Source organism: Catenuloplanes indicus (genome assembly GCF_030813715.1).
In the GTDB taxonomy this organism is placed as follows: Bacteria; Actinomycetota; Actinomycetes; order Mycobacteriales; family Micromonosporaceae; genus Catenuloplanes; species Catenuloplanes indicus.
Window position 1 is genome coordinate 3,037,295 of record NZ_JAUSUZ010000001.1, and the last position, 24,055, is coordinate 3,061,349.

At 71.9% G+C, this 24,055-nt stretch carries 22 protein-coding genes and 1 tRNA gene; 12 read left to right on the plus strand and 11 right to left on the minus strand.

The genetic code is table 11. The features are described 5' to 3' along the window. Positions 1-578: 578 nt before the first annotated feature. Positions 579-1,517: a hypothetical protein gene (locus J2S42_RS13585; protein WP_307239132.1), complete on the plus strand. Its 939-nt coding sequence runs from the start codon at positions 579-581 to the stop codon at positions 1,515-1,517. Between the two features lie 247 nt (positions 1,518-1,764). On the opposite strand, the gene J2S42_RS13590 is transcribed toward J2S42_RS13585, so the two are convergent. The 6 genes from J2S42_RS13590 to J2S42_RS13615 all read right to left on the minus strand — a co-directional run bounded on the left by J2S42_RS13590 (position 1,765) and on the right by J2S42_RS13615 (position 7,488). Then, a tRNA-Val gene (locus J2S42_RS13590) sits at positions 1,765-1,836 on the minus strand. 40 nt (positions 1,837-1,876) lie between these two features. Continuing rightward, complete coding sequence (locus tag J2S42_RS13595; RefSeq protein ID WP_307239134.1) at positions 1,877-2,338, minus strand: peroxiredoxin; 462 nt, start codon at positions 2,336-2,338, stop codon at positions 1,877-1,879. Positions 2,339-2,444: 106 nt separating this feature from the next. After that, positions 2,445-2,885 (minus strand): DUF3052 domain-containing protein, encoded by a 441-nt coding sequence (locus J2S42_RS13600; RefSeq protein ID WP_307239136.1) that lies wholly within the window; start codon positions 2,883-2,885, stop codon positions 2,445-2,447. 168 nt (positions 2,886-3,053) lie between these two features. After that, a complete protein-coding gene (locus tag J2S42_RS13605; RefSeq protein ID WP_307239138.1) occupies positions 3,054-5,399 on the minus strand; it encodes a thiamine pyrophosphate-dependent enzyme in 2,346 nt (781 codons plus the stop codon). Between the two features lie 60 nt (positions 5,400-5,459). Further along, complete coding sequence (locus J2S42_RS13610) at positions 5,460-7,073, minus strand: DUF4139 domain-containing protein (RefSeq protein WP_307239140.1); 1,614 nt, start codon at positions 7,071-7,073, stop codon at positions 5,460-5,462. Between the two features lie 10 nt (positions 7,074-7,083). Continuing rightward, the gene (locus tag J2S42_RS13615) at positions 7,084-7,488 is read right to left on the minus strand and encodes a YjbQ family protein (RefSeq protein ID WP_307239142.1); all 405 of its coding nucleotides are present in this window, start codon (positions 7,486-7,488) and stop codon (positions 7,084-7,086) included. A gap of 177 nt (positions 7,489-7,665) precedes the next feature. On the opposite strand from J2S42_RS13615, the gene aceE reads away from it, so the two are divergent. Both aceE and J2S42_RS13625 read left to right on the plus strand, forming a co-directional pair. Then, positions 7,666-10,410, plus strand: coding sequence for a pyruvate dehydrogenase (acetyl-transferring), homodimeric type (gene aceE / locus J2S42_RS13620; protein WP_307239144.1), 2,745 nt, complete (start codon positions 7,666-7,668; stop codon positions 10,408-10,410). Positions 10,411-10,510: 100 nt separating this feature from the next. Continuing rightward, positions 10,511-12,655, plus strand: a complete 2,145-nt coding sequence (locus J2S42_RS13625) for a methyl-accepting chemotaxis protein (RefSeq protein WP_307239146.1) — start codon at positions 10,511-10,513, stop codon at positions 12,653-12,655. Positions 12,656-12,664: 9 nt separating this feature from the next. Here the strand turns inward: J2S42_RS13625 and J2S42_RS13630 are convergent, their stop codons facing one another. Next, on the minus strand, positions 12,665-13,339 hold the full coding sequence (locus tag J2S42_RS13630) for an SRPBCC family protein (protein WP_307239148.1): 675 nt from the start codon (positions 13,337-13,339) through the stop codon (positions 12,665-12,667). A gap of 107 nt (positions 13,340-13,446) precedes the next feature. Here J2S42_RS13630 and J2S42_RS13635 point away from each other — a divergent pair, with 107 nt between their 5' ends. Genes J2S42_RS13635 through gltX form a run of 3 tightly spaced genes read left to right on the plus strand, consistent with a single transcriptional unit; the run spans position 13,447 to position 16,610 of the window. Continuing rightward, on the plus strand, positions 13,447-14,724 hold the full coding sequence (locus J2S42_RS13635; RefSeq protein ID WP_307248747.1) for an MFS transporter: 1,278 nt from the start codon (positions 13,447-13,449) through the stop codon (positions 14,722-14,724). A 17-nt stretch (positions 14,725-14,741) separates the two neighbouring features. Beyond that, on the plus strand, positions 14,742-15,170 hold the full coding sequence (locus J2S42_RS13640; protein ID WP_307239150.1) for a DUF3592 domain-containing protein: 429 nt from the start codon (positions 14,742-14,744) through the stop codon (positions 15,168-15,170). Between the two features lie 45 nt (positions 15,171-15,215). Further along, complete coding sequence (gene gltX, locus J2S42_RS13645) at positions 15,216-16,610, plus strand: glutamate--tRNA ligase (protein WP_307239152.1); 1,395 nt, start codon at positions 15,216-15,218, stop codon at positions 16,608-16,610. Positions 16,611-16,837: 227 nt separating this feature from the next. On the opposite strand, the gene J2S42_RS13650 is transcribed toward gltX, so the two are convergent. Next, entirely contained in the window at positions 16,838-17,440 is a 603-nt protein-coding gene (locus tag J2S42_RS13650; protein ID WP_307239154.1) for a copper resistance CopC family protein, read from the minus strand. Between the two features lie 176 nt (positions 17,441-17,616). Between J2S42_RS13650 and J2S42_RS13655 the strand changes: the two genes are divergently transcribed. Then, positions 17,617-18,261 carry a hypothetical protein gene (locus tag J2S42_RS13655; RefSeq protein ID WP_307239156.1) on the plus strand — a complete coding sequence of 215 codons (645 nt, stop codon included), beginning with the start codon at positions 17,617-17,619 and terminating at the stop codon, positions 18,259-18,261. Between the two features lie 6 nt (positions 18,262-18,267). Here J2S42_RS13655 and J2S42_RS13660 read toward each other — a convergent pair whose 3' ends face one another. After that, the gene (locus J2S42_RS13660; RefSeq protein WP_307239158.1) at positions 18,268-19,149 is read right to left on the minus strand and encodes a diacylglycerol/lipid kinase family protein; all 882 of its coding nucleotides are present in this window, start codon (positions 19,147-19,149) and stop codon (positions 18,268-18,270) included. A gap of 64 nt (positions 19,150-19,213) precedes the next feature. Here J2S42_RS13660 and J2S42_RS13665 point away from each other — a divergent pair, with 64 nt between their 5' ends. Next, positions 19,214-19,438 (plus strand): hypothetical protein, encoded by a 225-nt coding sequence (locus J2S42_RS13665; protein ID WP_307239160.1) that lies wholly within the window; start codon positions 19,214-19,216, stop codon positions 19,436-19,438. Further along, complete coding sequence (locus J2S42_RS13670) at positions 19,435-20,112, plus strand: hypothetical protein (protein WP_307239162.1); 678 nt, start codon at positions 19,435-19,437, stop codon at positions 20,110-20,112. The genes J2S42_RS13665 and J2S42_RS13670 overlap by 4 nt, the downstream gene beginning before the upstream one ends. Before the next feature lie 70 nt (positions 20,113-20,182). On the opposite strand, the gene J2S42_RS13675 is transcribed toward J2S42_RS13670, so the two are convergent. Both J2S42_RS13675 and J2S42_RS13680 read right to left on the minus strand, forming a co-directional pair. Beyond that, positions 20,183-20,971 (minus strand): ABC transporter permease subunit, encoded by a 789-nt coding sequence (locus J2S42_RS13675; protein WP_307239164.1) that lies wholly within the window; start codon positions 20,969-20,971, stop codon positions 20,183-20,185. Continuing rightward, positions 20,968-21,879, minus strand: a complete 912-nt coding sequence (locus tag J2S42_RS13680; RefSeq protein ID WP_307239166.1) for an ABC transporter ATP-binding protein — start codon at positions 21,877-21,879, stop codon at positions 20,968-20,970. Before J2S42_RS13680 ends, J2S42_RS13675 begins: the two co-directional genes overlap by 4 nt. A gap of 84 nt (positions 21,880-21,963) precedes the next feature. Between J2S42_RS13680 and J2S42_RS13685 the strand changes: the two genes are divergently transcribed. From J2S42_RS13685 to J2S42_RS13695, 3 genes are read left to right on the plus strand one after another with little or no spacing between them, the layout of a single operon-like run. After that, positions 21,964-22,725, plus strand: coding sequence for a putative protein N(5)-glutamine methyltransferase (locus J2S42_RS13685; RefSeq protein WP_307239168.1), 762 nt, complete (start codon positions 21,964-21,966; stop codon positions 22,723-22,725). Between the two features lie 10 nt (positions 22,726-22,735). Further along, complete coding sequence (locus J2S42_RS13690) at positions 22,736-23,215, plus strand: GNAT family N-acetyltransferase (RefSeq protein ID WP_307239170.1); 480 nt, start codon at positions 22,736-22,738, stop codon at positions 23,213-23,215. An 18-nt stretch (positions 23,216-23,233) separates the two neighbouring features. After that, a complete protein-coding gene (locus J2S42_RS13695; RefSeq protein ID WP_307239172.1) occupies positions 23,234-24,031 on the plus strand; it encodes an MBL fold metallo-hydrolase in 798 nt (265 codons plus the stop codon). The last annotated feature ends 24 nt before the right edge of the window (positions 24,032-24,055 follow it).

Genomic DNA, 24,055 nt, shown 5'->3' on the forward strand with positions numbered 1-24,055 from the left:
TGCTGGCGTACGGCGGCGATCACCACCGCAACCGGGATCACCGCCGCCGTACCGCCTCGTCGCGCGGACATCGAGCGGTTCCGCGCCGTCCGAGGCTCCTCCGACCGGCGGCGCGGCCGTCGTCCCGGAGTACGCGGTTCCGGCCGAGGGTCACGGCCGGACCGCCCGGGGCGACGACCGTGTTGTCGGCGGGGCGACCACCCTTTGACCACGTTGTGTAATCAGTTGTGGTCACTCTGCACGCGAGGCGGCATTCGCGGCCAAGAACCTTTGGCAAAGGACGAGAAATACGTTAGAAGCCGCAGAACGCGTGAATGCCCCGGGCAACGGATGAAACCGCAGGCCACGACCGTGGAAATCTGGCACGCCGTGGATGCATGATCTGCGCGCATCACCCGTTCGAGCGAGCCGCCGGCAACTCCCCCTTGCGGATCGCTGCTGGTCACCGGCGGTATGGGCCAGAAATACATCGTCGATCACTCGTTCAGGACATGCCGGATGTCCCGGGCAGCACTACCGTCACTTCCGATTGGGCATATTCATCGTCATGGCGACAGTTCGAAAAGGAGGTGCAGCTGGTGGCGCGCAATCCCAACCCGGCCCGGATCACCGATGAGATCTGGTCGCTGTGGGAGCGATTCGACAGATTGGAACCGTCCGCACTGCTCGGCGGCATCTACGCGGCCAAACCGGGGTATCACAACTACCGCAACGCGGTCGCGACCAGCGACTACTCGCGGGCGGACGTCGCCGCCGACCGGCAGGGACCGGGCGACAAGGCGGCGGCCCTCGACCTGACTATGTCCGCGGACGCCATGCGCAGGTACACGTCCCGGCTCGACGTGGCAGCGCGGGCCCGGGACGAGCGGCTCTACATCGGCGGCGTGCCGATCATCCGCGAGTTCATCGGCACCAAGGACAACCGGTCCGTCTACTGCTACGTGCTGACCGGCGGCCGGCCGCTCGGCGTGGGCGCGGACGCCGGTCCGGACCCGGGGCGCGACTCCACGCACCTCTGGCACCTGCACATATCGTTCATCCGCCGCTTCGTGGCCACCAGCGACGCGATGGACCGGATCTACTCCATTCTCGCCGGCGAATCCCTCGCCACCTGGCGGTCACACAGCTCTGAGGAGGGCGACATGGCTGCGGCCGAAGACCTTTGGCGACTGCTCTTCAACGGCGGCTACCCGCCGGGCGTCTCGCCGACCCACAACGGCGGCGTCGACCGCGCGGAGATCTTCCGCCGTCTGCAGGCCATCCAGCGCGACCTCACCGTCCTGCTCTCGTCCAACGCCCAGATGGTCGACTCCGCCCAGATCGTCAAGAGCACACTGTCCGGCCTCTCCGCCGAACAACTCAGCGAGGCCATCCGCGACGCCGACATCTCCCCCCAGGCCCTCGCCGACGCCATCCCCGACGCCACCGCCCAACAGGTCCTCGACGCCCTCGCCGCGCGCGTGGCCGCCCTCACCGCCCCCGCCGCCAACGCCGAACACCCCATCGACCGCCCCTGACCCCCAACAACAGGCCGCCCCCAGCCCACAGGGCGTCAGGAAACCCCGTCCCACACAAACGCAACCGTCAGGAAACCCCGTCCCACACAAACGCAACCGTCAGGAAACCCCGTCCCACACACGCAACCGCCACCGACGCACCCAAGCCGCCCCCCGGCCCGCGGGGCCTCCGGGGGCTCGGCCCCCGGAGCGGAATGACGGCCGCCCCCGGTCCGCGCACACGGCGGACAGGGGGCGGCCAAGGCCGTGGGCGCAGCTGGGTTCGAACCAGCGACCCTTCGCTTGTAAGGCGAATGCTCTTCCGCTGAGCTATGCGCCCGGAGGTGATCCGGTGGCCGACAGCCTACCTTGCGGTGGCGTCAGAAGCCGAGTGAGGCCAGGGCTTCGCGCCACGCGGACTGGTCGCGGGGGCGGGCGCGGTCCTGGCATTCCGCGAAGCGGACGATGCCGTCGCGGTCGATGACGAAGGTGCCGCGTTCGGCGGTGCCGCGCCGCTCGTCCAGCACGCCGTACGCGCGGGCGACCTCGCCGTGCGGCCAGAAGTCGGACAGCAGCGGGAAGGTGAAGCCCTCGCGGTCGGCCCAGACCTTGTGGCTGAAGATCGAGTCGACGCTGACCGTGAGCACCTGCACGGCGGCGTTCTGGTAGTCGCCGAGCCGGGACTGCAGTTCGTGGAACTCGCCCTGGCAGGTGTTGGTGAACGCGAGCGGGTAGAAGACCAGCAGAACCGATCTGTGCCCACGGTACGAGCCGAGCGTGACCTCCTGGTTGTTCTGGTTCCGCAGCAGGAAGCCGGGAGCCTTCTCCCCCACCCCGATCACGGCCGCCTCCTGTCGCTGGACACGCCTCGCCGCGACGGCACGGGCCCGGTGCCGCCGCGACGGTGAAACCATCCGGCCGCCCGGGGCGGGCGACCGGCAAGCTTGTCTACTTCTTGGCGCGGACGGCACGCGGCGTAACGAGCCGCGCCGCGGTCCAGTCCTTGCCCGCGTTCACCGTCGAGGTCTGGGTCAGACCCGCGGTCGGTGCGGATTCGCTGATCTCACTCGGCTCCACGTGGCCGTCCCGGCCCGCCTTGGGCGTCAGCAGCCACACCGTACCGGCGTCGGCCAGCGGGCCGAGCGCGTCGGTGAGCAGCTCGAACAGGTCACCGTCGCCGTCGCGGAACCAGACCAGCGCCACGTCGACGACCTCGTCGGTGTCCTCGTCGACCAGGTCGTTGCCACTACGGTCGGCCAGGGCGTCGCGGAGATCGTGGTCGACGTCCTCGTCGTACCCCATCTCCATGACCACCATGCCCGGTTCGATGCCGAACCGGTCCGCCAGGCTCCGTACGCCGTCGGCGGCCTGACCAGCGGTCGCGCTCACTGTTGAGTGCCTCCTTGTCTCCTGCTCATCCCTCGTCCGCCGGGCGGCGGCTGCGAGGTCTCCCCCAACATTTCCGATGACCGGTAGTCCACACAGTTACCGGCTCCGGCGCAAGTGGCACACCGAGCCTTCCGCTGGTGACTTTCCAGCTCATCGGGATACATAGTGTCACGGGGCGAGCAGGGCCTGGGCACCTTGGGCGATGGAGTCCTCGGAAACGAGTACCTGGCGGGCGGCCGGGCCGAGCGGGATGAACGAGTCGACGGACGCGACACGCCGTGCGGCGCCGACGAATCCGGCGTCGACCAGCGCGGCCAGGATGCCCTCGCCGACGCCGCCGGAGCGCCGGGTCTCGTCCACGATCAGCACCCGGCCGGTGGCGGCGGACTCGCGGATGATGTCGGCGACCGGCAGCGGCGCGAGCCACCGCAGGTCGACCACGCGGACGCCGTACCCGGCGGCGGCCAGGCGGGCGCCGACGCGCAGCGACATCCGTACCCCGTTGCCGAAGGTCAGGATCGTCAGGTCATCGGCGGAGCCGAGCGGATAGACGCGGGCACGCCCGATCGGCACGTGTGCCGCGTTCCAGCCGGCCGGGGCCGAGTAGGGCGCCAGCCACTCGCCGTCGCCGTCCGCGTACAGGTCACGTGTGTGGTAGAGCGCTATCGGCTCGACGATCGCGACCACCGAGCCGTCGGTCTGCGCGGACGCGAGCGCGGTGCGCAGCATCGGCGCCGCGTCCTCCGCGCGCGCCGGCACGGCCACCACCAGGCCGGGGATGTCGCGGAGTACGGCCAGCGAGTTGTCGTTGTGGAAGTGGCCGCCGAAGCCCTCCTGGTAGCCGAGCCCCGCGATCCGTACGACCATCGGGTTGCGGTACGCGCCGCGGCTGAAGAACTGCATGGTGGCGGCCTCGCCGCGCAGCTGGTCCTCCGCATTGTGCAGGTAGGCCAGGTACTGGATCTCCGGCACCGGGAGCAGGCCGGCCAGCCCGGCGCCGAGCCCCAAGCCCAGGATGGACGTCTCGTCCAGCAGCGTGTCCAGCACCCGGTCCGGGCCGAAGCGGTCGGCGAGGCCCTTGGTCACGCCGTAGACGCCGCCCTTGGCGGCCACGTCCTCACCAAAAACGATCATTCCGGGGTACGTGAGCGCGGCGTCGGCCAGCGTCGCGTTGATCGTCTGGGCGAGCGTGAGCGGCCCGCGCGTCTCCGGCAGCCGCTCCAGCGCGGCCGCCCGCGCGGCCGCGCCCGGGCCGCCGGCGAACGACGCGGCCTCGGTGATCGCGTGCGCGGTCCGCACCGGCCGGCGCGGCGCGATCGGCGCCATCACCTCGGCCGCGGTGGCGAGCTTGGACTCGCCCAGCACCTCCTCCGCGACCTTGCGGACCAGCCAGCCGATCTCGTCGTACCGCCCGATCAGCTCGGCCGGACCGGCCAGCCCCGCCTCGACCAGCAGCCGCGCGGTCGTGACCAGCGGGTCGCGGGCGACGTCCGCGGCCAGCTCGGCCGCGGTGCGGTAGCCGATCTCCGCGTCCGCACCGGCGTGGCCCATCAGCCGGACCAGTTCCAGGTGCAGCACGGCCGGCCGGCGCTCGCTCCGCACGTACCCGGCGGCCTCGGCCGCGGCGTCGTAGGTGGCGGCCAGGTCGCAACCGTCCGCGTGGAAGTAGCGGATGCCCGGCCGGGTGGACAGCAGCGCCGCGACCCAGCCCTCCGGCGACGGCACGCTGATGCCGAGCCCGTTGTCCTCGCAGACCAGCAGCAGCGGTACCCGGGCACCGGAGTGGTCGGACCAGCCGGCCGTGTTGAACGCGGCCTGCGCGCTGGCGTGGTTGACCGACGCGTCGCCGAACGAGGCGACCACGATCGCGTCCGCGGGCCACGGCGAGACCGGCGCCGGGCGGGACGGGCCGGGCCGCTCCACGGACGCCAGGTGCCGGCCGTGCTCGATCGCGACCGCGGTGCCGACCGCCCGGGGCAGGTGCGACGCGACCGTGGACGTGGTCGGCACCACGTGCAGCGCCGCGTTGCCGAAGACCTTGTGCCGGCCGCCCGCGATCGGCTCCTGGCTGGACGCGATCAAGCCGCGCAGCACGTCGCGGGCCGCCTCGGCCAGCGAGACGCCGTCGTCGTGCTCGGTCGCGGCGTGCCGGGGCCCGGCGCCGAGCGGCGACTCGCCACCGGCCGCCTGGACCGCGCGCGCACAGTAGAAGCCGCCGGAGCGGTAGTGCAGCAGCGCCGGGTCGGTGTGCCGGACCGCGGACGCGACCGCCGCGTTGCCCTCGTGGCCGGACGAGCCGATCGTGTAGAACCCCTCGCCGAAGCTGCGCAGCCAGCGCGAGGCCAGGTCGAGGTGCCGGCTGGTGAGCTGGGCGTCGAAGAGTTCGAGCGCCCGGGCGCCGGTCAGCCCGCTGCCGTCCCGGACGGGGTCGGCGGACGTCCGCCGCTCGTCCGGCTTGGTCAGCGCGCCGACCGCCTCCCGGAACCGCTCGTCGAGATCTTGAGGGGTGGTCACCCCGAAAGCATTACCGACCCGCGCCGCCCGGGGCCACTCGAACGGTCTGATGGAGACCGTTCACTCACGCCACCCGTCCAGCTCGACGCCCTTGCCGATCTCGGCGCGGAATCCGAACACGACGGTCCGCGTCTCGCCGGGCGGGACCTGCAGCTTCCAGGTCAGCTCGCCCATCTCGGTGCGCTCGGCCGGTGCCGGGTCGAACCGGGTCTCGCGCACCGCGATCGCCTCGTCCCGGGACACCGGCAGCTGGTCCAGCACGGTGATCTGCGCCGCACGGGGCGTGTGGTTGCCGATCGTGATCGTGTACTCCGCCTCGCGGCGGCGGGTGGACGACAACGCGGCCTTGGTCGCGGTGCGCCGGGTCTGCTCGCGCTCCACCCGTACCCGGTCGTCGACGCCGAGCGCCAGCTCCAGTTCCTCGCCCGGGGCCCAGGGCTTCAGCCGGGTACGCCCGACGAAGTCCCCGCCGTGGAACACCGCGGCCGGGCCGGGCAGCAGCGTGTGCTCGCTGGCGTTGGTCACGGTGGCGCGCAGGTACGCGCCGGTGTCCCGGACCGGCGCGGTCACGTGATCGAGCCGGGCCGGCAGCTCCAGCGACGCGACCACGGCCCGGTGCGAGGTGCCGTCCGCCGGGACCGCGACCGGACGGGCCGGGCGGTAGGTGGCCGCGGCCGCGCCCTGTTCCACGGTGGCGACCGCCTCCACGACCTTGGCCCGGGCCATCCTCGCCGCCCCGGCCGCGACCGGCGGCCCGGCCACCGCCACCGGCGCGTCGGCCATGTCGTAGGACGCACCGTAGACGGGCATCGGCGCGGGCGGCGGCGTCGGCGGGGCCGGCCGGTGCCGGTCCAGGAACCACGGGTCGAGGTCCGGCACCGTGACCAGGCCGGCCGGGCGCGCGGTGGACAGCCGCAGGTCGGTCTCCGGCCAGTCCTCGCCGGTGTGCTGCGACACCAGCCCGAACCAGGTCAGCGTGAGCGTGTCCCCGTCCGCGTCGAGCCGCACGTCGTAGCTGGACTCCCAGGAGGCGCCGTGCGTCACGTAGGACAGCTCCAGCTCGACGGCGCCGGTGTGCGCCATCTCCAGCGCGACCATCGCCACCAGCCGGTCCGGCGCCGTCTTCCGGTAGAGCGCCTCCAGCTCGCGATGCACCGCGGAGAGCTCGTCGTCCAGCCGTTCCCGGCGCTGAGCCGCCGCGCGCTGCCGGGCCTTGCCGGCCGCGAGCTGCTCGGCCAGCGAGTCGCCGAAGCCCGCGATCGCGCCGGGCGCGGCCGTACCCTCGGCAAGCGCCTTCGCGTAGCTCGTGCCGGCCCGCCGGCCCAGCTCGTGCAGGAACTCCGCGCGCTCCTTCTCGATCGCGGCGTCGTCGTCCAGCTCGCGTTGCGCGTCCTCCAGCGCGCGCCGCCGCTCCTCCAGCGCCACCACCTCGGGGTCCGCGCTGCGCGCCGCGAAGAACGTGGTCACGTCCACGCCGAGCACGGTGGCCGCGCCCCGCCCGCCGACCCGCACCGAGCTTGCGTCGACGGCCGCCGGCAGCGGACCGAGCGGCACGGTGTGATCGCCGGCCGGCAGTCGTACGGTGGCGTGCCGGGTGACGCGGGCGCGGTCCGGGTAGACGATCACGCCGGTGATCGTCGAGTCGACCGGTGCGGCGGGGGTGACGTCGCTCATGCCGGAGAATCTAGCCGGGCAGGAACGAGAAACGGACCTGCCGCTCGGGGTTGTCGCCGTTCGGGTCGACCAGGCAGATGGACTGCCAGGTGCCGAGCGTGATCCGGCCGTTGAGCACCGGCAGCGTGGCGTGCGGTGGCACGAAGGCGGGCATCACATGGTCCCGGCCGTGGCCCGGCGAGCCGTGCCGGTGCCGCCATCGGTCGTCCGTGGGCAGCAGGTCGTCCAGCGCGGTCAGCAGGTCGTCGTCCGAGCCGGCGCCGGTCTCCAGGATCGCCACCCCGGCGGTGGCGTGCGGGACGAAGACGTTGAGCAGGCCGTCGCCCTGACCTGCGACGAAACGGGCCGCTTGGTCCGTGATGTCCGCGACGGCGGGGCGGCCCCCGGTGCGGACGGTGATCACCTCGGTGCGCATGACGCGCAGTCTTCCACCCCGGCCGTCTGCCTCGTTAAGCGAAAGTTACCGTGCGGTATCTGTGTCAAGCATCGCGTCTGACGGTGGTAAGCGTGACGCCCCCCGTCACACGAGGCAGGATGACCGGAGAGACTTATCCCACAGATAGACCGATTCCATCTACCCTGAGGAATGCCCGTGGCCACGGAACGCAAGCGCCCGGTCATCAGCGATGGCCTACCAAGCCAGCTTCCGGACATCGACCCCGAAGAGACGAGCGAGTGGGTCGAGTCGCTTGATGGAGTGATCGACGAGGGCGGCGCCAAGCGTGCGCGCTACGTCATGCTTCGACTGCTGGAGCGGGCGCGGGAGCGTCAGGTGGGTGTGCCGCCGCTGACGTCGACCGACTACATCAACACCATCCCGCCGGAGCAGGAGCCCTGGTTCCCCGGCGACGAGATGATCGAGCGCCGGATCCGCGCCTACATCCGGTGGAACGCCGCGATGACGGTGCACCGCGCGCAGCGGCCGGAGATCGGCGTCGGTGGCCACATCTCGACGTACGCGTCCTCGGCCAGCCTCTACGAGGTGGGCTTCAACCACTTCTTCCGCGGCAAGGACCACCCGGGCGGCGGCGACCAGATCTACTTCCAGGGCCACGCGTCGCCGGGCATGTACGCGCGCGCCTACCTGGAGGGGCGCCTCACCGAGGACAAGCTGGACGGGTTCCGCCAGGAACTGTCGCACCGCGGGGGCGGCCTGCCGTCGTACCCGCACCCGCGTCTGATGCCGGACTTCTGGGAGTTTCCGACCGTGTCCATGGGCCTCGGCCCGATGAACGCGATCTACCAGGCCCGGTTCAACCGCTACCTGCACCACCGCGGCATCAAGGACACGTCCGACCAGCACGTGTGGGCGTTCCTCGGCGACGGTGAGATGGACGAGGTCGAGTCGCTCGGCGCGATCGGCCTGGCCGCGCGTGAGGAGCTGGACAACCTCACCTTCGTGGTCAACTGCAACCTGCAGCGCCTGGACGGTCCGGTGCGCGGCAACGGCAAGGTCATCCAGGAGCTGGAGTCGTTCTTCCGCGGTGCCGGGTGGAACGTCATCAAGGTCGTCTGGGGCCGGGAGTGGGACCCGCTGCTCGCCGCGGACTCGGACGGCGCGCTGGTCAACCTGATGAACACCACGCCGGACGGTGACTACCAGACGTACAAGGCCGAGTCGGGCCTGTACGTCCGGGAGAACTTCTTCGGCCGCGATCCGCGTACCCGCAAGATGGTCGAGGGTCTGTCGGACGACGAGATCTGGGGCCTGAAGCGCGGCGGTCACGACTACCGGAAGCTCTACGCGGCGTACAAGGCGGCGACCGAGCACACCGGTCAGCCGACCGTGATCCTGGCGAAGACGATCAAGGGCTGGACGCTCGGGTCGCACTTCGAGGCGCGCAATGCCACGCACCAGATGAAGAAGCTGACGCTGGACGACCTGAAGAAGTTCCGCGACCGCCTCTATCTGGACATCTCGGACAAGCAGCTCGAGGAGAACCCGTACCTGCCGCCGTACTACAAGCCGGCGGAGGACTCCGAGGAGATGCAGTACCTGCAGGAGCGCCGGCGCGCGCTCGGCGGTTATCTGCCGTCCCGGCGGACCCGGGCGAAGAAGCTGGCGATCCCGGCGACCGAGACGTTCGGCGACATCAAGCGCGGCTCGGGCAAGCAGAAGGTCGCCACCACGATGGCCTTCGTCCGGCTCCTCAAGGACCTGATGAAGGACAAGGAGTTCGGCAAGCGCTGGGTACCGATCATCCCGGACGAGGCGCGCACGTTCGGCTTGGACTCGCTGTTCCCGACGAAGAAGATCTACTCGCCGCACGGCCAGAACTACACGTCCGTGGACCGTGAGCTCTTCCTGTCGTACAAGGAGGCGACGACCGGCCAGATCCTGCACGAGGGCATCAACGAGGCCGGCTCGGTCGCGTCGTTCACGGCCGCGGGCTCGTCCTACGCCACGCACGACGAGCCGATGATCCCGCTCTACATCTTCTACTCGATGTTCGGGTTCCAGCGCACCGGCGACGGCTTCTGGGCCGCGGCCGACCAGATGACGCGCGGCTTCGTGATCGGCGCCACCGCGGGCCGCACCACGCTCAACGGTGAGGGTCTGCAGCACGAGGACGGTCACTCGCTGCTGCTCGCGGCCACGAACCCGGCGGTCGTCGCGTACGACCCGGCGTTCGGGTTCGAGATCGCGCACATCGTCGAGAACGGCCTGCACCGGATGTACGGCGAGAAGCAGGAGAACGTCTTCTACTACCTCACCGTCTACAACGAGCCGATCATCCAGCCGGCCCAGCCGGACGACCTGGACGTGGAGGGCCTGCTCAAGGGCATCTACCGCTACTCCCCCGCCCCGGCGGTGGACGGCGACGCGCCCAAGGCGGCGATCCTGGCCTCCGGCACCGGCATGGGCTGGGCGCTCAAGGCGCAGCAGCAGCTGGCGCAGGACTGGGGCGTGGCCGCGGACGTGTGGTCGGTGACCTCCTGGACCGAGCTGCGCCGCGACGCGGTCGAGGTCGAGGAGTACAACCTGATGCACCCGGGCGACGCGCCGCGCAAGCCGTACGTCCAGGAGAAGCTGTCCGGCGTCGAGGGCCCGGTCGTCGCGGTCAGCGACTTCATGCGCGCGGTGCCGGACCTGATCTCCCGGTGGATCCCGGGGTCGTACACGTCGCTGGGCACGGACGGCTTCGGCATGTCGGACACCCGGCACGCGCTGCGCCGCCACTTCCACGTGGACGCGGAGTCGATCACGGTGGCCACGCTGCGCCAGCTCGCGCTGGACGGCAAGGTACCGGCCGGGGTCCCGGCGGACGCGGCCCGCAAGTACGCGATCGACGACGTGCACGCGGCGCCGGTCGGCGAGACCGGCGGCGATTCCTGATTTAGCCCCACAGATCCCCCGTCGACCGGATATAACCGGTCGGCGGGGGATTTTTCGATTTCGCCTCAGAACCGGACATGATCGGTCGATCTGGTCGGTCATGCGTGCAGGACGGTTGCAGAACGGGTTTCAGCTGCGGCACAAGCTGCTGATGCTGGGCGTCGGCGGGGTTCTGGTCACCGCCACGATCCTGGTCGGCGTCGGCGCCTACGAGTCCGCCTCGTTCCAGGAGACCACCGAGGAGAGCGTGAACTCGCTCACCCAGGAGGATCTCAACCACGTCAGCGCGGGCATCACCCAGCTGGTGAAGGCGTCCGGCGACACGGTGCAGAACCAGGTCAACCGGGACATGGACAGCGCGAACAGGTACCTGGCCCGTCAGGGCGGCATGAGCCTGAACAGTGAGCAGACCGCCACCTGGGAGGCCACCAACCAGGTCACGCAGGCGAAGACCACGGTCTCACTACCGCGCGCCGAGGTCGACGGGCAGTGGCTCGGCCAGAACCGCAACCTCCAGGCCGCCACGCCGCTGGTCGACGACATCACCCAGCTCATCGGCGGCTACGTCACCGTGTTCCAGCGCATGAACGAGGCCGGTGACCTGCTGCGCGTCGCCACGAACGTGAAGGCGGCGAGCGGCAACCGGGCGATCGGCACATATATCCCGGCGAAGAACGCGGACGGCACGGACAACGCGGTCGCGGCCGCGATCAAGTCGGGCAAGTCCTACCGCGGCGTGGCGCAGGTGGTCGGCACCTGGTTCATCACCGCGTACGACCCGATCAAGGACGCCGGCGGCCGCGTGATCGGCTCGCTCTTCTACGGCGTGCCGCAGGCCGAGGCGATCGCGGAGCTCACCGGCACGATCGCGGAGACCGAGGTCGGCCAGAACGGCTGGGTCTCGGTGCTCAGCGCCGCCGCCGCCGACCGTGGCCGGGTGATCGCCTCCGACATCCCGGAGGCGGTCGACCAGACGCTCCTGGACGCCACCGACGCGGACGGCACCCGCTACGTCGAGGAGATCATCACCACGGCGGAGAAGCTAGAAGCCGGGGCCAACAGCACAGCCACGTACCAGCTGGCCGGCACGACCGACACCGCGATCGCGGACACCCGCACCGTGGTCACCTACTACGAGCCGTACAAGTGGGCGATCGCGGTGGGCGGTTACCTGCCGGACTACTCCGCCGCGCTGGACAAGGTCGAGGCGGGCCGCACCGAGATGCTCACCGCGTTCATCGCGGTCGGCCTGATCCTGGCGATCGGCGGCGGCGTGCTCGCCTACGTCCAGGCCCGCCGGATCTCCCGCCGGGTCGGCGACCTGACCGGCGCGCTGGCCGGGCTGGCCGAGCGAGACCTGACGGTCCGGGTGTCGCCCTCCGGCGGCGACGAGATCGCCAACATGGGCCATGCGCTGAACACCGCGGTCACCGGCCTGCGCGAGCTGATGAGCGAGGTCACCGACGCGTCCCACCAGGTCGCGCAGGCCGCGGGCCGGGTGGCGGAGGTCGGCGGCGAGCTGGCCGCCGCGTCGTCCACCGCGGCGGCCGAGGCGGGCGTGGCCGGTGAGACCGCGGCGGACGTGTCCCGCGCGGTCTCCACGGTCGCGGCCGGTGCGGAGGAGATGGGCGCGTCGATCAGCGAGATCTCCAGCAACGCGCAGGAGGCCGCGTCGGCCGGCCGGGACGGCGTTGGCCTGACCAAGAGGGCCGCGGACGTGATCGACGAGTTGCGGGTGTCCAGCGAGAAGATCGCGGACGTGGTGAAGCTGATCGCCAGCATCGCGGAGCAGACGAACCTGCTGGCGCTGAACGCGACCATCGAGGCGGCCCGGGCGGGCGCGGCCGGCAAGGGCTTCGCGGTGGTCGCGGGCGAGGTGAAGGAGCTGGCGCAGGAGACCGCGCGGGCCACCGAGGACGTCACCGCGCGGGTGTCCGCGATCGACGCCGACACCGCGAAGGCGGTCCAGGCGATCGAGGCGATCACCGCGACGATCACCCGGGTCAACGACTTCCAGAACGCGATCGCGGCCGCGGTCGAGGAGCAGGCCGCGACCACGAACGAGATGGCCCGCAACATCGGCGAGGTGGCGCAGGGCAGCGAGCAGATCGCGGCGACCATGACCCGGGTCAACGACACCGTCGAGACGACCCGCGGCGCGGTGGACACCTCGCAGGACGCGGCCACCGCGCTCAGCGGGACCGCGGGCCACCTGCAGACGCTGGTCAGCCGCTTCCGCCTCTAGAGGATCAAATCAGCGCACGGTACGTCGTACGAGCGGCTCGCGCGGTTCCGGCGCATCCGCGCCCGGGTCCCGGTACCGCCGCATCCGCACGGCGAACCCCGCGTCCAGCCGGCGCATCCGGGCCGCGAGGTCCTCGGCCTGCGCCGGGGCGTCCGCGTCGGTGCGGCGCATGCGGCCGGCCGCGAGCACGGCCAGCGAGCGGTCCAGGCGGGCCGCGATCCGGCGCACTCCGAACAGACGCAGCGCCACGCCGCGCCAGAAACCGGCCGGGCGGTGCACCCGGATCAGCCGGATCAGCGTGCCGTCGCCGTCCGGGCGCAGCTCCACGTGCAGTTCCGCGCTGACCCGCGCGAGCGGCACCGGCGGCGGGTCGCCGGGCGCGTCCGCGTCCGCGCACTCCCGCCAGGCGATCAGCGAGGGCTCGCGGTAGGCGATGATCCGGGCCGGTACCACCGTGCCGGTGTCACCGGTCAGGCGCCGGCGGGCACCGTGGCCGTCGCCGTCCTGCTCGCACCGGGCCACGCCGGCCAGCCAGCGCGGCAGGGTCTCCGCGCGCCGGACCACGTCCCACACCGCCTCTGCCGGCGCGTCGACGCGGCCGTGCCGTTCCACCACGACCATCCGGCGTCGCCTTCCCCTGGTCACCTTGCTGGACAACCGGGAGCTTAGGTGCAAGACGGTCATTTCCGGTGGGCTTCCGCACGACGCGCCGAGCGACTACAGTCCGAGCAACTTTCACCTTCTGCCGTCGTGCGGATCATCCGCCCGACGCCGGAGACCGGAGGTGGCTCCTGACCACCGTCGATCCAACACCCACGTCGCTGCCGACCGCGCTGGCCGAGCCCACCGCCCGCGTGCACCGCGGCTGGATCCTGCTGCTGTTCAGCGCGAACCTCGGCCTCTGGATGGCGTTCTTCACCCCGATCCAGGTGCTGCTGCCGCTACAGATCGAGCGCATCGCACCGGCTAGCAAGGAGGCAGCGCTCGCGTGGGTGATGGCGGCCGGCGCGTTCGCCGCGATCATCGCGAACCCGCTGGCCGGTGCGCTCTCCGACCGCACCTGCGTGCGCATCGGCGGCCGCGAGCTGGGCCGGCGGCACGCCTGGACGTTCGGCGGCACCGTGCTCGCCGCGCTCGGCCTGCTGCTGCTGTCCCGGCAGCAGACGCTCCTCGGCGTCGCGCTCTGCTGGACCGCCGTGCAGATCTTCCTGAACGCCATGCTGGCCTCGCTGACCGCGGCCGTGCCGGACCGGGTGCCGGTCGCGCAGCGGGCCGCGGTCTCCGGCTGGGTCGGCATCCCCCAGTCGCTCGGCCTGGTGGTCGGCGCGGTGCTGGTCACCGCGGTCTTCACCGGCACGGTCAGCGGCTACACCGCGGTCGCGGTCGCGCTGCTGCTGCTCGGCCTGCCGTTCGCGCTGCGCACCGCGGACGACCCGCTGCCGCGCGGCCACCGCCCGCCGCTGTCCCCGCGTGCGCTGGTCGCCGAGATGTGGATCAGCCCGCGCCGGCACCCGGACTTCGCCTGGGCCTGGGGCACCCGCTTCCTGGTCCAGCTCGGCAATGCGTTCGGCACGCTCTACCTGCTCTACTTCCTGACCGACGGCGTGCGGCATCCGGACCCGGAGACCGGGCTGCTGATCCTGATCCTGCTCTACACCGCGGGCATGATGGCCACCGCCGTGATCTCCGGCCGCATCTCCGACCGGTCCGGCCGGCGCAAGGCGTTCGTCATCTGGTCCGGCGTCGAGATGGCCGTGGCCGCGCTGATCCTCGCGATCTGGCCGACTTTCCCGGCCGCGATCGTGGCCGCGGTGCTGCTCGGCGGCGGCTACGGCGTCTACCTCGCGGTCGACGCCGCGCTGATCACCGAGGTGCTGCCGGCCGCCGTGAACCGCGCCAAGGACCTCGGCGTCATCAACATCGCGAACGCCGCACCCCAGGTCCTCGGCCCGCTGCTGTCCGCACCGATCGTGGTCCACCTCGGCGGTTACCCCACGCTCTACGTGCTGACCGCGGTGATCACGCTGATCGGCAGCGCGTTCGTCCTCAAGATCCGCTCGGTCCGCTGATCACCTACCCTGGACCGGTGCCGATCCCGCTGCTGATCCTGATCTCGCTGCTCACGGTCGCGGTCGTGGTCGCCGCCACCGCGGTGGTCCGCTACCGCGCCGCCACCGTGCTGCTGCGCACCGGCCGGCGGGTACCCGGCGAGATCATCGACACGCAGCGGGTGCCCCAGGGCACCGGCCCGGACGCGTTCTCGCCGGTCGTCCGCTTCCGTACGGTCAACGACCACGAGGTGATCGCCCGCCCCGGCCGCTGGCAGACCGCGACCGGGGTGTCCGGCAGCCGGGTCACGGTCGTCTACGACGAGTCGCGGCCGACCCGGATCGCGGTGGACGGTGCCGGCTTCTCCGCCACCGACACCCGCGCGCTCGTCCGGCTGACCGTCCACCTGATCACGGCCGCCGTACTCGCGGTGGTGGCGGTGGTGGTCTTCACCGCCGTCCGGTGACGGGCCGCATCGGAAACCGGTGGAGCGCGCGGTTAGGCTGAGCGGGTGACGGTACGTGTGCGATTCGCCCCCTCTCCCACTGGCATGTTCCACGTCGGCGGTGCCCGCTCGGCGCTGCAGAACTGGATCTACGCCAAGCAGCAGGGCGGGGTGTTCGTACTGCGTGTCGAGGACACCGACGCGGCGCGCAACAAGCCGGAGTGGACCGAGGGCATCCTGAACGCGCTCGACTGGATCGGCATCCGGCGCGGCACGTACGAGGGCCCGCACTTCCAGTCGGCGAACGCGGCGCAGCACCGCGAGGCCGCGAAGAAGCTGTTCGACGCCGGCCGCGCCTACTACTGCGACTGCACCCGCGAGGACGTGCAGGCCCGCAACGGCTCGCAGCACCAGGGCTACGACGGCTTCCACCGGGACAAGGGGCTGGAGCCGGGCGAGGGCCGCGCGCTGCGGTTCCGCACGCCGGACGAGGGCGCCACGGTCGTGGTCGACCTGGTCCGCGGCGAGCCCACGTTCGAGAACAAGAACCTGGAGGACTTCGTCATCGCGCGCGGCGACGGCTCGCCGGTGTTCCTGCTGGCGAACGTGGTCGACGACATGATCATGGGCATCACGCACGTGATCCGCGCCGAGGAGCACCTGCCGAACACGCCGAAGCAGCAGCTGCTGTGGGAGGCGCTGGGCGTGAAGCCGCCGGTCTGGGCGCACGTCCCGGTGGTGGTCAACGAGAAGCGGCAGAAGCTGTCCAAGCGCCGCGACAAGGTGGCGCTGGAGCAGTACCGGGACGAGGGCTACCTCGCGGACGCGATGCGCAACTACCTGATGCTGCTCGGCTGGGCACCGTCCGGCGACCGGGAGATCGTGCCGTGGTCGGTCATCGAGGACGAGTTCCGGCTGGAGGAGGTCAACCCCTCCCCCGCGTTCTTCGACGAGAAGAAGCTGCGCGCGTTCAACGGTGAGTACATCCGCGCGCTGAGCCTGGACGACTTCATCGCCGCCGTGCAGCCGTTCCTGGCGAACGGACCGTGGGCCGCCGAGGACTTCGACCCGCTGGTCTTCGCGAAGGTGGCGGAGCTGGCCCAGACCCGGATCGCGCTGCTCAGCGAGATCAACCAGAACGTGGACTTCCTGTTCCTGCCGGAGCCGCCGGTCGACGAGGCCGCCTGGGCGAAGGCGATGAAGGAGGGCGCGGCCGACCTGCTGGCCGCCGCCATCACCGCGTACGAGGCACAGACCGACTGGTCACCGGAGCCGCTCAAGGCCACGCTGGAGGCGGTCGGCGCGGAGCGCGGGCTCAAGCTCGGCAAGGCCCAGGCGCCGGTCCGGGTGGCGGTCACCGGCCGCACGGTCGGCCTGCCGCTCTTCGAGTCGCTGGAGGCCCTCGGCCGCGACCGTACGCTCGCCCGCCTCCGCGCGGCCCACGCCAAGCTCACCGCCTGACCGGCACCCGGCCGCCCGGCCCGATCGCTGCCGCCTGGCACACGCCCTGCCCGGCGCGGGTCACTACGGGCTGCCCGGCGCCGATCGCTGACGCCCGCGGGGTCGATACCGCCCGGAGACTCGGCCGGATTCACGGGCCGGTTCTCCGGGCGGAACAAGGACGGCCGTCCCGGACCACCGGACATGCCGCCTCGCACGGCCAGCCGGCCGGCTGGCCCTCGGCAGCGTCAGGAGGCGGCGGTGCGGCGGCCCCAGGCGAGGGCGCCGCCGGTGATCGCGATGACCAGCAGCGCGCCGCCGACCACCCAGGGCCACCACGGTGTGCCGTCCTCGTCGGCGTTCGACGCGGTGGGATTCAGCACCGGTGCGTCCGTCGCGGGCACGGCCGTGGTCGCGGACGGCGCGGGTGCGGCGGAGGACGGGGCGGTGGACGGCGTCGGAGAGGCCGCGGCCACGGCCGCCTCGGTCAGCGTGAAGGCGAAGTCGCCCTGCACCGGGTGGCCGTCGTCGGACGGGATCTCGTAGGCCACCGTGTACTCACCGGCGCGCTCCGCGGCGAGCGGGGCGAAGACCTTCTTACCGTCGAAGCGCACGGCACCGTCCAGTCCGGACGCGCCGCCCGGTCCGGTAATGGTGATCTTGGTGCCGTTCTCGTCGACCGCGTCCAGGAACCGCAGCTCGATCTCCTTCGGCGCCTTCTCCACGGTCGCGCCGTCCTCCGGGTTGCTGCCCGTGAAGGAGTTGTGGGCGAGCGCGGGCGACGCACCGACGACCGCGCCCAGCAGCCCGGCACAGACCGCGAGTGTCCAGCGTGCGCCCCTGAGACCCATCAGATACCTCCAGCTGGTTACGATGCGGCGACTGATCAAGGATTCACGCCCTTGGTCGGCCGCGAGTGGCAGATGGTTCCAAATTCCGGTCACGACCGGTGCAACGATCGCGTGTTCTGCGAACTCTAGATGGGTACGCAGGGTTGAGGTCTGGATCCGAGGAACGGGCGGGTTTCATGATCCGAGAGAACGTCCGGCGGTTCGTCACCGGCGCCGCGCTCGCGCTGCTGGCCGTGACCGCGCTGCTCACCGGCCCGAGCCCGGCGCTGGCCGACGACGCGAAGCCCACCGCGGTCATCCTGTCCGGCGATGATCTGGACGGCTCGGTCGAGATCACCGAGGAGGACGGCGACGAGCTGTTCGACGCGATGCTCAGCCAGGTCAGCTGGCTGACCGGGGAGAACGGCCGGGCCGCGGTGCCGGACCGGAGCACGCTCGGCCCGAAATACACGGTGATCATCCGGTACGGGGACAAGGACCGCTACGCGTACGACCTCTACCCGCTGGCCGAGGGCGGTCCGCGTGCGTTCCGGCCGGGCGAGCAGCCGGACGGGCGGGCCACCGAGGCGTGGTTCTTCGGCCGGCTCAACATGCCGAACGCCTTGCGCCTGGCCGGCGCGCCGCTGCCGGAGACCACGGACGTGATGACCGGCGGTATCGGCGGCGGCGAGCGGATCAACGAGCAGCAGGCGGTGGACCCGGCCGGTGACCTGTTCGCGGGCATGGGCGGGCTGCGCGGCATGCTGGCGGTCAACGTGGGCGTGCTACTGCTGATCACGGGCGGGCTGGCCGGCATCGCCTTCCTGGCCCGCCGCCGCTGATCCGGCCTACGGCACCCGTACCGTGATCGCGCCCGGGACGACCTTGGCCTTGAGCTTGCGTACCGTGGACCGGTCGCCGCCGTCCAGCTCGTAGAGCGTGGGCTCGGCGAACTTCACCTCGATCCGCTTCGCGCGGGTGATCTGCACGAACGGTGAGCGGTCCGAGCGGCCGAGCGCCATCCGGCCCAGCGTGCGCGCCCACTCGATCGCGTTCTGCGAGGTGGCGACGCCGACCTCGAGCCAGCCGTCGTCCGGCTTCGCGTCGTCGAACGCCTTGATCCCGCCGGTGATCGTGCTGACGTTGCCGAACAGCACGCAGCTGGCCTCGCCCTCGAACCAGGTGTTGCCGTCCACTGTGATCTTCGTGGGCGCCGGATCGTCCTGGATGTGCCGCAGCCCGGTCCAGACGTAGGCGAGCTTGCCCATCTGGTCCTTGGCGCCGCGGTCCGCCTCGCTGATCAGGTGCCCGTCGAAGCCGGCGCCGGCCATCACCGCGAAGTGCTCGCCGTTGATCCGGCCGAGGTCCAGCTTTCGCTCGGTGCCGTGCAGCCCGATCCGGACCGCCTCGGCCAGGTCCTCCGGTATGCCCAGGTTCGTGGCGAACAGGTTCGCGGTGCCGGCCGGGAGGATGGACAGTGTGGCGCCCGTACCGGCCAGCGTGTCCACCGCGCGCTGCACCATGCCGTCGCCACCCCAGACGAAGATTCGCTTCGCGCCCTGGTCGAGCGCCTTGCGGATCTTCTTCGGCGCCTTCTTGCTCTTCGGCACCTGATACCAGATCAGCTCGTCGTGGATCTCATCGGTGAGCAGCTTGCGCAGCTCGTCCAGCCCGCCGCCGAGCACCTTGCGCTCGTGCGCGATCACCGCCACGTCACTCCGTTTCGCCATGCGGATCCCATACCCGGAACGTGGTGGTGGCCAATCCTCGCCGTGTCAGCATATGCTGACAGACATGAGCCGAGAGAGCCTCACCGCGCTGGCCGCCGCGGCCGGCGCGGCCGATCCGGAGACCGGGCTGGCCGCGGTCGCGGCGCTGCGCCGGTTGCTCGACGAGGTCGAGACCGCGCACGTCGCGTCCGCCCGCGCCGCCGGCTGGTCCTGGGAGGCGATCGCGGCCGCACTCGGCGTCCGCCGGCAGACCGCACACCGCAAACACGCCTCGAGGGGGCCCTCATGACCACGCCTGACCGCTCCGACGACGATCCGCACCGCGCCTGGCCGCCGGGCTCGTCCGGGCGCGACGCGCGACGGCTCACCGGCCGGGCCGGGCCACTCGCCCGGTTCCGCACCGGCGCCCGGCGGGCGATCGCCCCGGCCGGGACGCTGATCCGGTTCGACGACGGCGCCCGGCAGGCGATCGTCCGGGCCGGGCTGCTGGCTCGCGAGGCCGGCCGTGCCCGGCTCGACGACGAGACGCTGCTGGTCGCGCTCTCCACCTCCGCGCACGTCACGGCACGGCTCGGCGTCCCGGCCGACGCGGTCCGCGGCGCATGTCCCGGCGCCGCGACCGGACGGGACCGGGAACTGCTCGCCACCCTCGGTATCGACCTGGACGAGATCCGCAGCCGGCTGCCGGCCCGGATCGACGACCCGGCGCGGTGGCGACTGCACCGGCCGGTCCTGCTGCCGCTGCGGCTGCGTCTCAGCGGGCCGGGCATCTCCCTGGTCCTGACCGAGGCGGCCCGCAAGGCCGTGGAGGTGGCACTGAACCTGCGCGGATACGGCACACCGGTGACCGAGGACGGCCTGCTGCGCGGAATCCTGGCCGATCACCGGACACCGTCCGGCCGCGCACTGACCCGGCTGCCCGTCGACCTCCGCCGCCTGTCGGCCACCGTGTTCGCCCGCTAGCGGCACGTTGCGGGAGATGCGCTTTCCGGCACCCCGCCGGAAAGCGGAGACAAGCCTCGACGACGTGGCGCTACGGCGTGCCGGTGCCGATGTCGCGGTGGTCGAAGCCGTAGACCGCCAGCGCGAGCAAGCCCGTGGTGAGCAGCGCCAGCAGCAGTTCGTAGCCGCCGGGCCAGAGCTGGTGCGGCGCCCAGTGGTCGCTCAGGTGGTAGTGGAACGGGGACAGCCAGCGCATCGCGCGGGTCTCCTCGATCGTGTCGGCCAGGGCGCGCAGGCCGTACGCGACCGTGGCGGCGCCGCCGGCCAGTGCGAGTGAGACCGTGCGGTCGCCGGTGAACGCGCCGGCCGCGAACGACATCGAGCCGAAGAGCAGGCCGACCAGGATCAGGCCGGCGCAACCGGCGGCCACGTTCGCGGCCGGGATGCCGAAGCGGCCGACGACGACGAACCACTGCACCACGGCCCAGATGATCAGACCGGTCAGCGCGACCGAGACGGCGAAGCCGGCGTACCGGGTCAGCAGCAGGCGGCGCCGGCCGATCGGTCCGGCGAGCAGCAGCTCCAGCTCGCCGGTCTCCTCGATACCGGCGACCGCCCGCGCGCCCAGGCCGATCGCGCAGAGCGCCACCAGCAGCGGCGGCATCAGGCCGTACACCGTGGTCTCCAGGTAGCCGGCGAGCGGCACGGTCTCGATCATCTCGACCAGCTGCAGCGCGCCTTCGGTGGAGATCGAGATGGTGATGTCGGTGGTCAGGCTCTCGTAGATGACCACGTAGCCGACCGCGAACACGCTGGCCACCACGGCCCAGCCGACCACTCGAGGGCGGAACTCGGCCAGCGTGCGCAGGAAGAGACTCACGGCCGGGCCCCGAACGGGGGCGCGTAGTACCGGTCGATCAGCGCCTCGCTCGGCGTCGGCTCAGTGATGATCATGTCGGTGACCGTGTGCCGCGCGGCCGCCTTGATCAGCGGGTCCAGCGGGCCGTCCACCGCGCACCACAGCACCCGGCCGTCCAGGCCGAGGTCGGTGACCCCGGGCAGGCCGAAGAAGTCCGCACCTGGCACCGGCTCGGCGAAGTGCACCTGCACGCGCCGCGCCGGACGGTGCGCGGCCCGCGCCACCCGCTCCAGACCGACCAGCCGGCCCTCGTGCAGCACGCCGACCCGGTCCGCGACCTGCCAGGCCTCGGTCGCCTGCCGGGCGCAGAGCACGACCGTGCGGCCCCGCTCGCGCGCGTCGCGGATCAGCGTCACCAGTTCGTGGCGGCCCGCCGGATCGAGCCCGGCCGCCGGCTCGTCGAGCAGCAGCAGCTCCGGGTCGTGCATGAACGCGGCGACCAGGCCGAGCCGGCGCCGGTTCGCGGGCGAGAGCGAGCGCACCCGGCGCCCGGTGTCCAGACCCAGACGATCCGCGAGGGTACGCCAGCGCGCCGCGTTCCGCCCGCCGCGCGCCCGGTCCAGCCCGCGCAGCAGCGACGACACGCTCTCCCGGCCCTCGAACAGCACGTCCGCCGGCAGGTAGCCGACCCGCGCCCGCATGCCGGCCGAGCCCGGCGCCGCGCCCAGCACGGTCACTTGGCCGGCCGTGGGCCGGACCAGGTCGAGCAGCAGCCGCAGCGTGGTGCTCTTCCCCGCGCCGGACGGGCCGAGCAGCCCGAACACCTCGCCGGCCGGCACGGTCAGGCACAGGTCGTGCACGCCGCGCCCGTCGGCGAACTGCTTGGTCAGGTGGTCCGCCGCGATCACGGCGGGCGCAGAGGTCCCCATCCTTAGAGGATGCGGCGAGGATCGCCCGCCGGACAGGCCCGGACGCTGGGCGTTTGCTGACAGTTTCGGCTACCCTTCGGGCCCGTGAACGACCTGGTGGAAACGCTGCGCGCGGCTGGTTGCGTGTTCGCGGAGGACGAGGCCCGGGTGCTGCGCGAGGCCGCGGGCACACCGGCCCAGCTGGCCGCGATGACCACCCGCCGGGTCGCCGGTGAGCCGCTGGAGCACGTGGTGGGCGCGGTGGAGTTCGCCGGGCGGCGGTGGGCGGTGGCGCCGGGCGTCTTCGTCCCGCGGCAGCGCAGTGAACTGCTGGTCCGTACCGCGGTGGCGGCCGGCAGGGAAGAAACGCCGGTCGTCCTGGACCTGTGCTGCGGTTGCGGCGCGCTCGGGGCCGCCACCGTGGCCGCGTTACCCGGCGCGCGGCTGGTCGCGGCGGACCTCGACCCGGTCGCGGTGGCCTGCGCCCGGCACAACGTGGAACCGCTCGGCGGCCGCGTGTTCACCGGCGACCTGTTCGCGCCACTCCCCGCGGAGCTGCGCGGCACCGTGACGATCCTGCTGGCGAACGTGCCGTACGTGCCGACGGACGAGGTCGCGCTGATGCCGCCGGAGGCACGCGAGCACGAGCCCCGGTTCGCGCTGGACGGCGGCCCGGACGGCCTGGACCTGCTGCGCCGGGTCGCGGCCGGGGCCGGGGACTGGCTGGCGCCGGGCGGCCTGCTGCTGACCGAGACCGGCGAGCGGCAGGCACCGGCCGCGGCCGCGATCCTCGCCGGCGCCGGACTGCACCCGGAGATCGTCCCGGACGATGATCTTGGGGCTACCGCGGTCGTGGCCCGCCGATAGGCTGGTCCGCATGGAGATCAGGACGGCGACCGACGCGGACTGGCCGGGCATCTGGCCGATCCTGCGCTGGGTCATCTCGACCGGCGAGCACTTCACCTGGGGCCCGGACACCACCGAGGAATGGGCTCGCGGCAAGTGGATGACCGGCCGCACCATCGTCGCGGTCGACCCGGACGGCACGATCGTCGGCACCGCCTACACCATGCCGAACCAGCCCGGCCACGGCGCGCACGTGGCCAACGCCGGCTTCGCGGTCGCGCCGGAGCACGGCGGGCGCGGCATCGGCCGGGCGCTCGGCGAGCGGGCTCTCGCGGACGCGGCCGCGGACGGGTACCGCGCCATGCAGTTCAACGCGGTCGTCTCCACCAACGCGCCGGCCGTCAAGCTGTGGCTCTCGCTCGGCTTCGAGATCCTGGCGACCGTGCCGGAAGCCTTCAAGCACCCCACCGAGGGGTACGTCGGGCTGCACGTCATGCACCGGAGTCTCTAGAAGACTAGGGTTTTACTGGTGACGGAGCTGCCGATCTGCCGCACCTGCGGGGTGCAGTACGGTGCCGCGAGCTTCGACGCGCGGACCTGCGCCATCTGCGCGGACGAGCGGCAATACACGGGCTGGGACGGGCAGCGGTGGACCACGCTGGCCGGGCTCTCCGCCGCCGGGCACCACGGCGTGGTGCGTCCCGAGCCGCCCGGGCTGTGGGGCGTCGGCGTCGAACCGGCCGTGGCCATCGGGCAGCGCGCGCTGATCGTCCCCGGCGAGGGCGGCAACGTGCTCTTCGACTGCGTGCCCTACCTGGACGATCGCACGGTCGCGGCCGTGCACGAGCACGGCGGGCTGGCCTCGATCGCGATCTCTCACCCGCACTTCTACGGCGCGATGATCGAGTGGAGCCGCGCATTCGGCGACATCCCGGTGTACGTGCACGCGGCCGACCGGCAGTGGGTCAAGCGGCACGGCAACGTACGCCTCTGGGACGGCGAGACGCTGGAGATCCTGCCCGGCCGCACCCTGATCAACTGCGGCGTCCACTTCCCCGGCGGCACCGTGCTGCACTGGGCCGCCGGGTCCGCGCTGTGCACCGGCGACATCTTCACGGTCGTGATGGACCGGCGATGGGTGAGCTTCATGTACTCCTACCCGAACCTCATCCCGGAGCGCCCGTCCGTCATCACGCGCGCGTTGTCGCTGGTAGAGCCGTTCGAGTTCGACACGATCTACGGTGGATGGTGGGGTCGCGTGGTGCGCTCCGGCGCGAAGGCGGCACTGACCGCGTCCGCCGAGCGGTACCTGAGCCGGCTCGATTGACGATCCCGGACGCCGGGCCGCATT

Coding starts and splice junctions, on each gene's coding strand:
- J2S42_RS13690 (WP_307239170.1), top strand. CDS start 22,736: ATGGAGATCAGGACGGCGACCGACGCGGACTGGCCGGGCATCTGGCCG.
- J2S42_RS13660 (WP_307239158.1), bottom strand. CDS start 19,149: ATGGCGAAACGGAGTGACGTGGCGGTGATCGCGCACGAGCGCAAGGTG.
- J2S42_RS13625 (WP_307239146.1), top strand. CDS start 10,511: ATGCGTGCAGGACGGTTGCAGAACGGGTTTCAGCTGCGGCACAAGCTG.
- J2S42_RS13615 (WP_307239142.1), bottom strand. CDS start 7,488: ATGCGCACCGAGGTGATCACCGTCCGCACCGGGGGCCGCCCCGCCGTC.
- J2S42_RS13655 (WP_307239156.1), top strand. CDS start 17,617: ATGATCCGAGAGAACGTCCGGCGGTTCGTCACCGGCGCCGCGCTCGCG.
- J2S42_RS13670 (WP_307239162.1), top strand. CDS start 19,435: ATGACCACGCCTGACCGCTCCGACGACGATCCGCACCGCGCCTGGCCG.
- J2S42_RS13650 (WP_307239154.1), bottom strand. CDS start 17,440: ATGGGTCTCAGGGGCGCACGCTGGACACTCGCGGTCTGTGCCGGGCTG.
- J2S42_RS13630 (WP_307239148.1), bottom strand. CDS start 13,339: ATGACCGTCTTGCACCTAAGCTCCCGGTTGTCCAGCAAGGTGACCAGG.
- J2S42_RS13680 (WP_307239166.1), bottom strand. CDS start 21,879: ATGGGGACCTCTGCGCCCGCCGTGATCGCGGCGGACCACCTGACCAAG.
- J2S42_RS13665 (WP_307239160.1), top strand. CDS start 19,214: ATGAGCCGAGAGAGCCTCACCGCGCTGGCCGCCGCGGCCGGCGCGGCC.
- J2S42_RS13610 (WP_307239140.1), bottom strand. CDS start 7,073: ATGAGCGACGTCACCCCCGCCGCACCGGTCGACTCGACGATCACCGGC.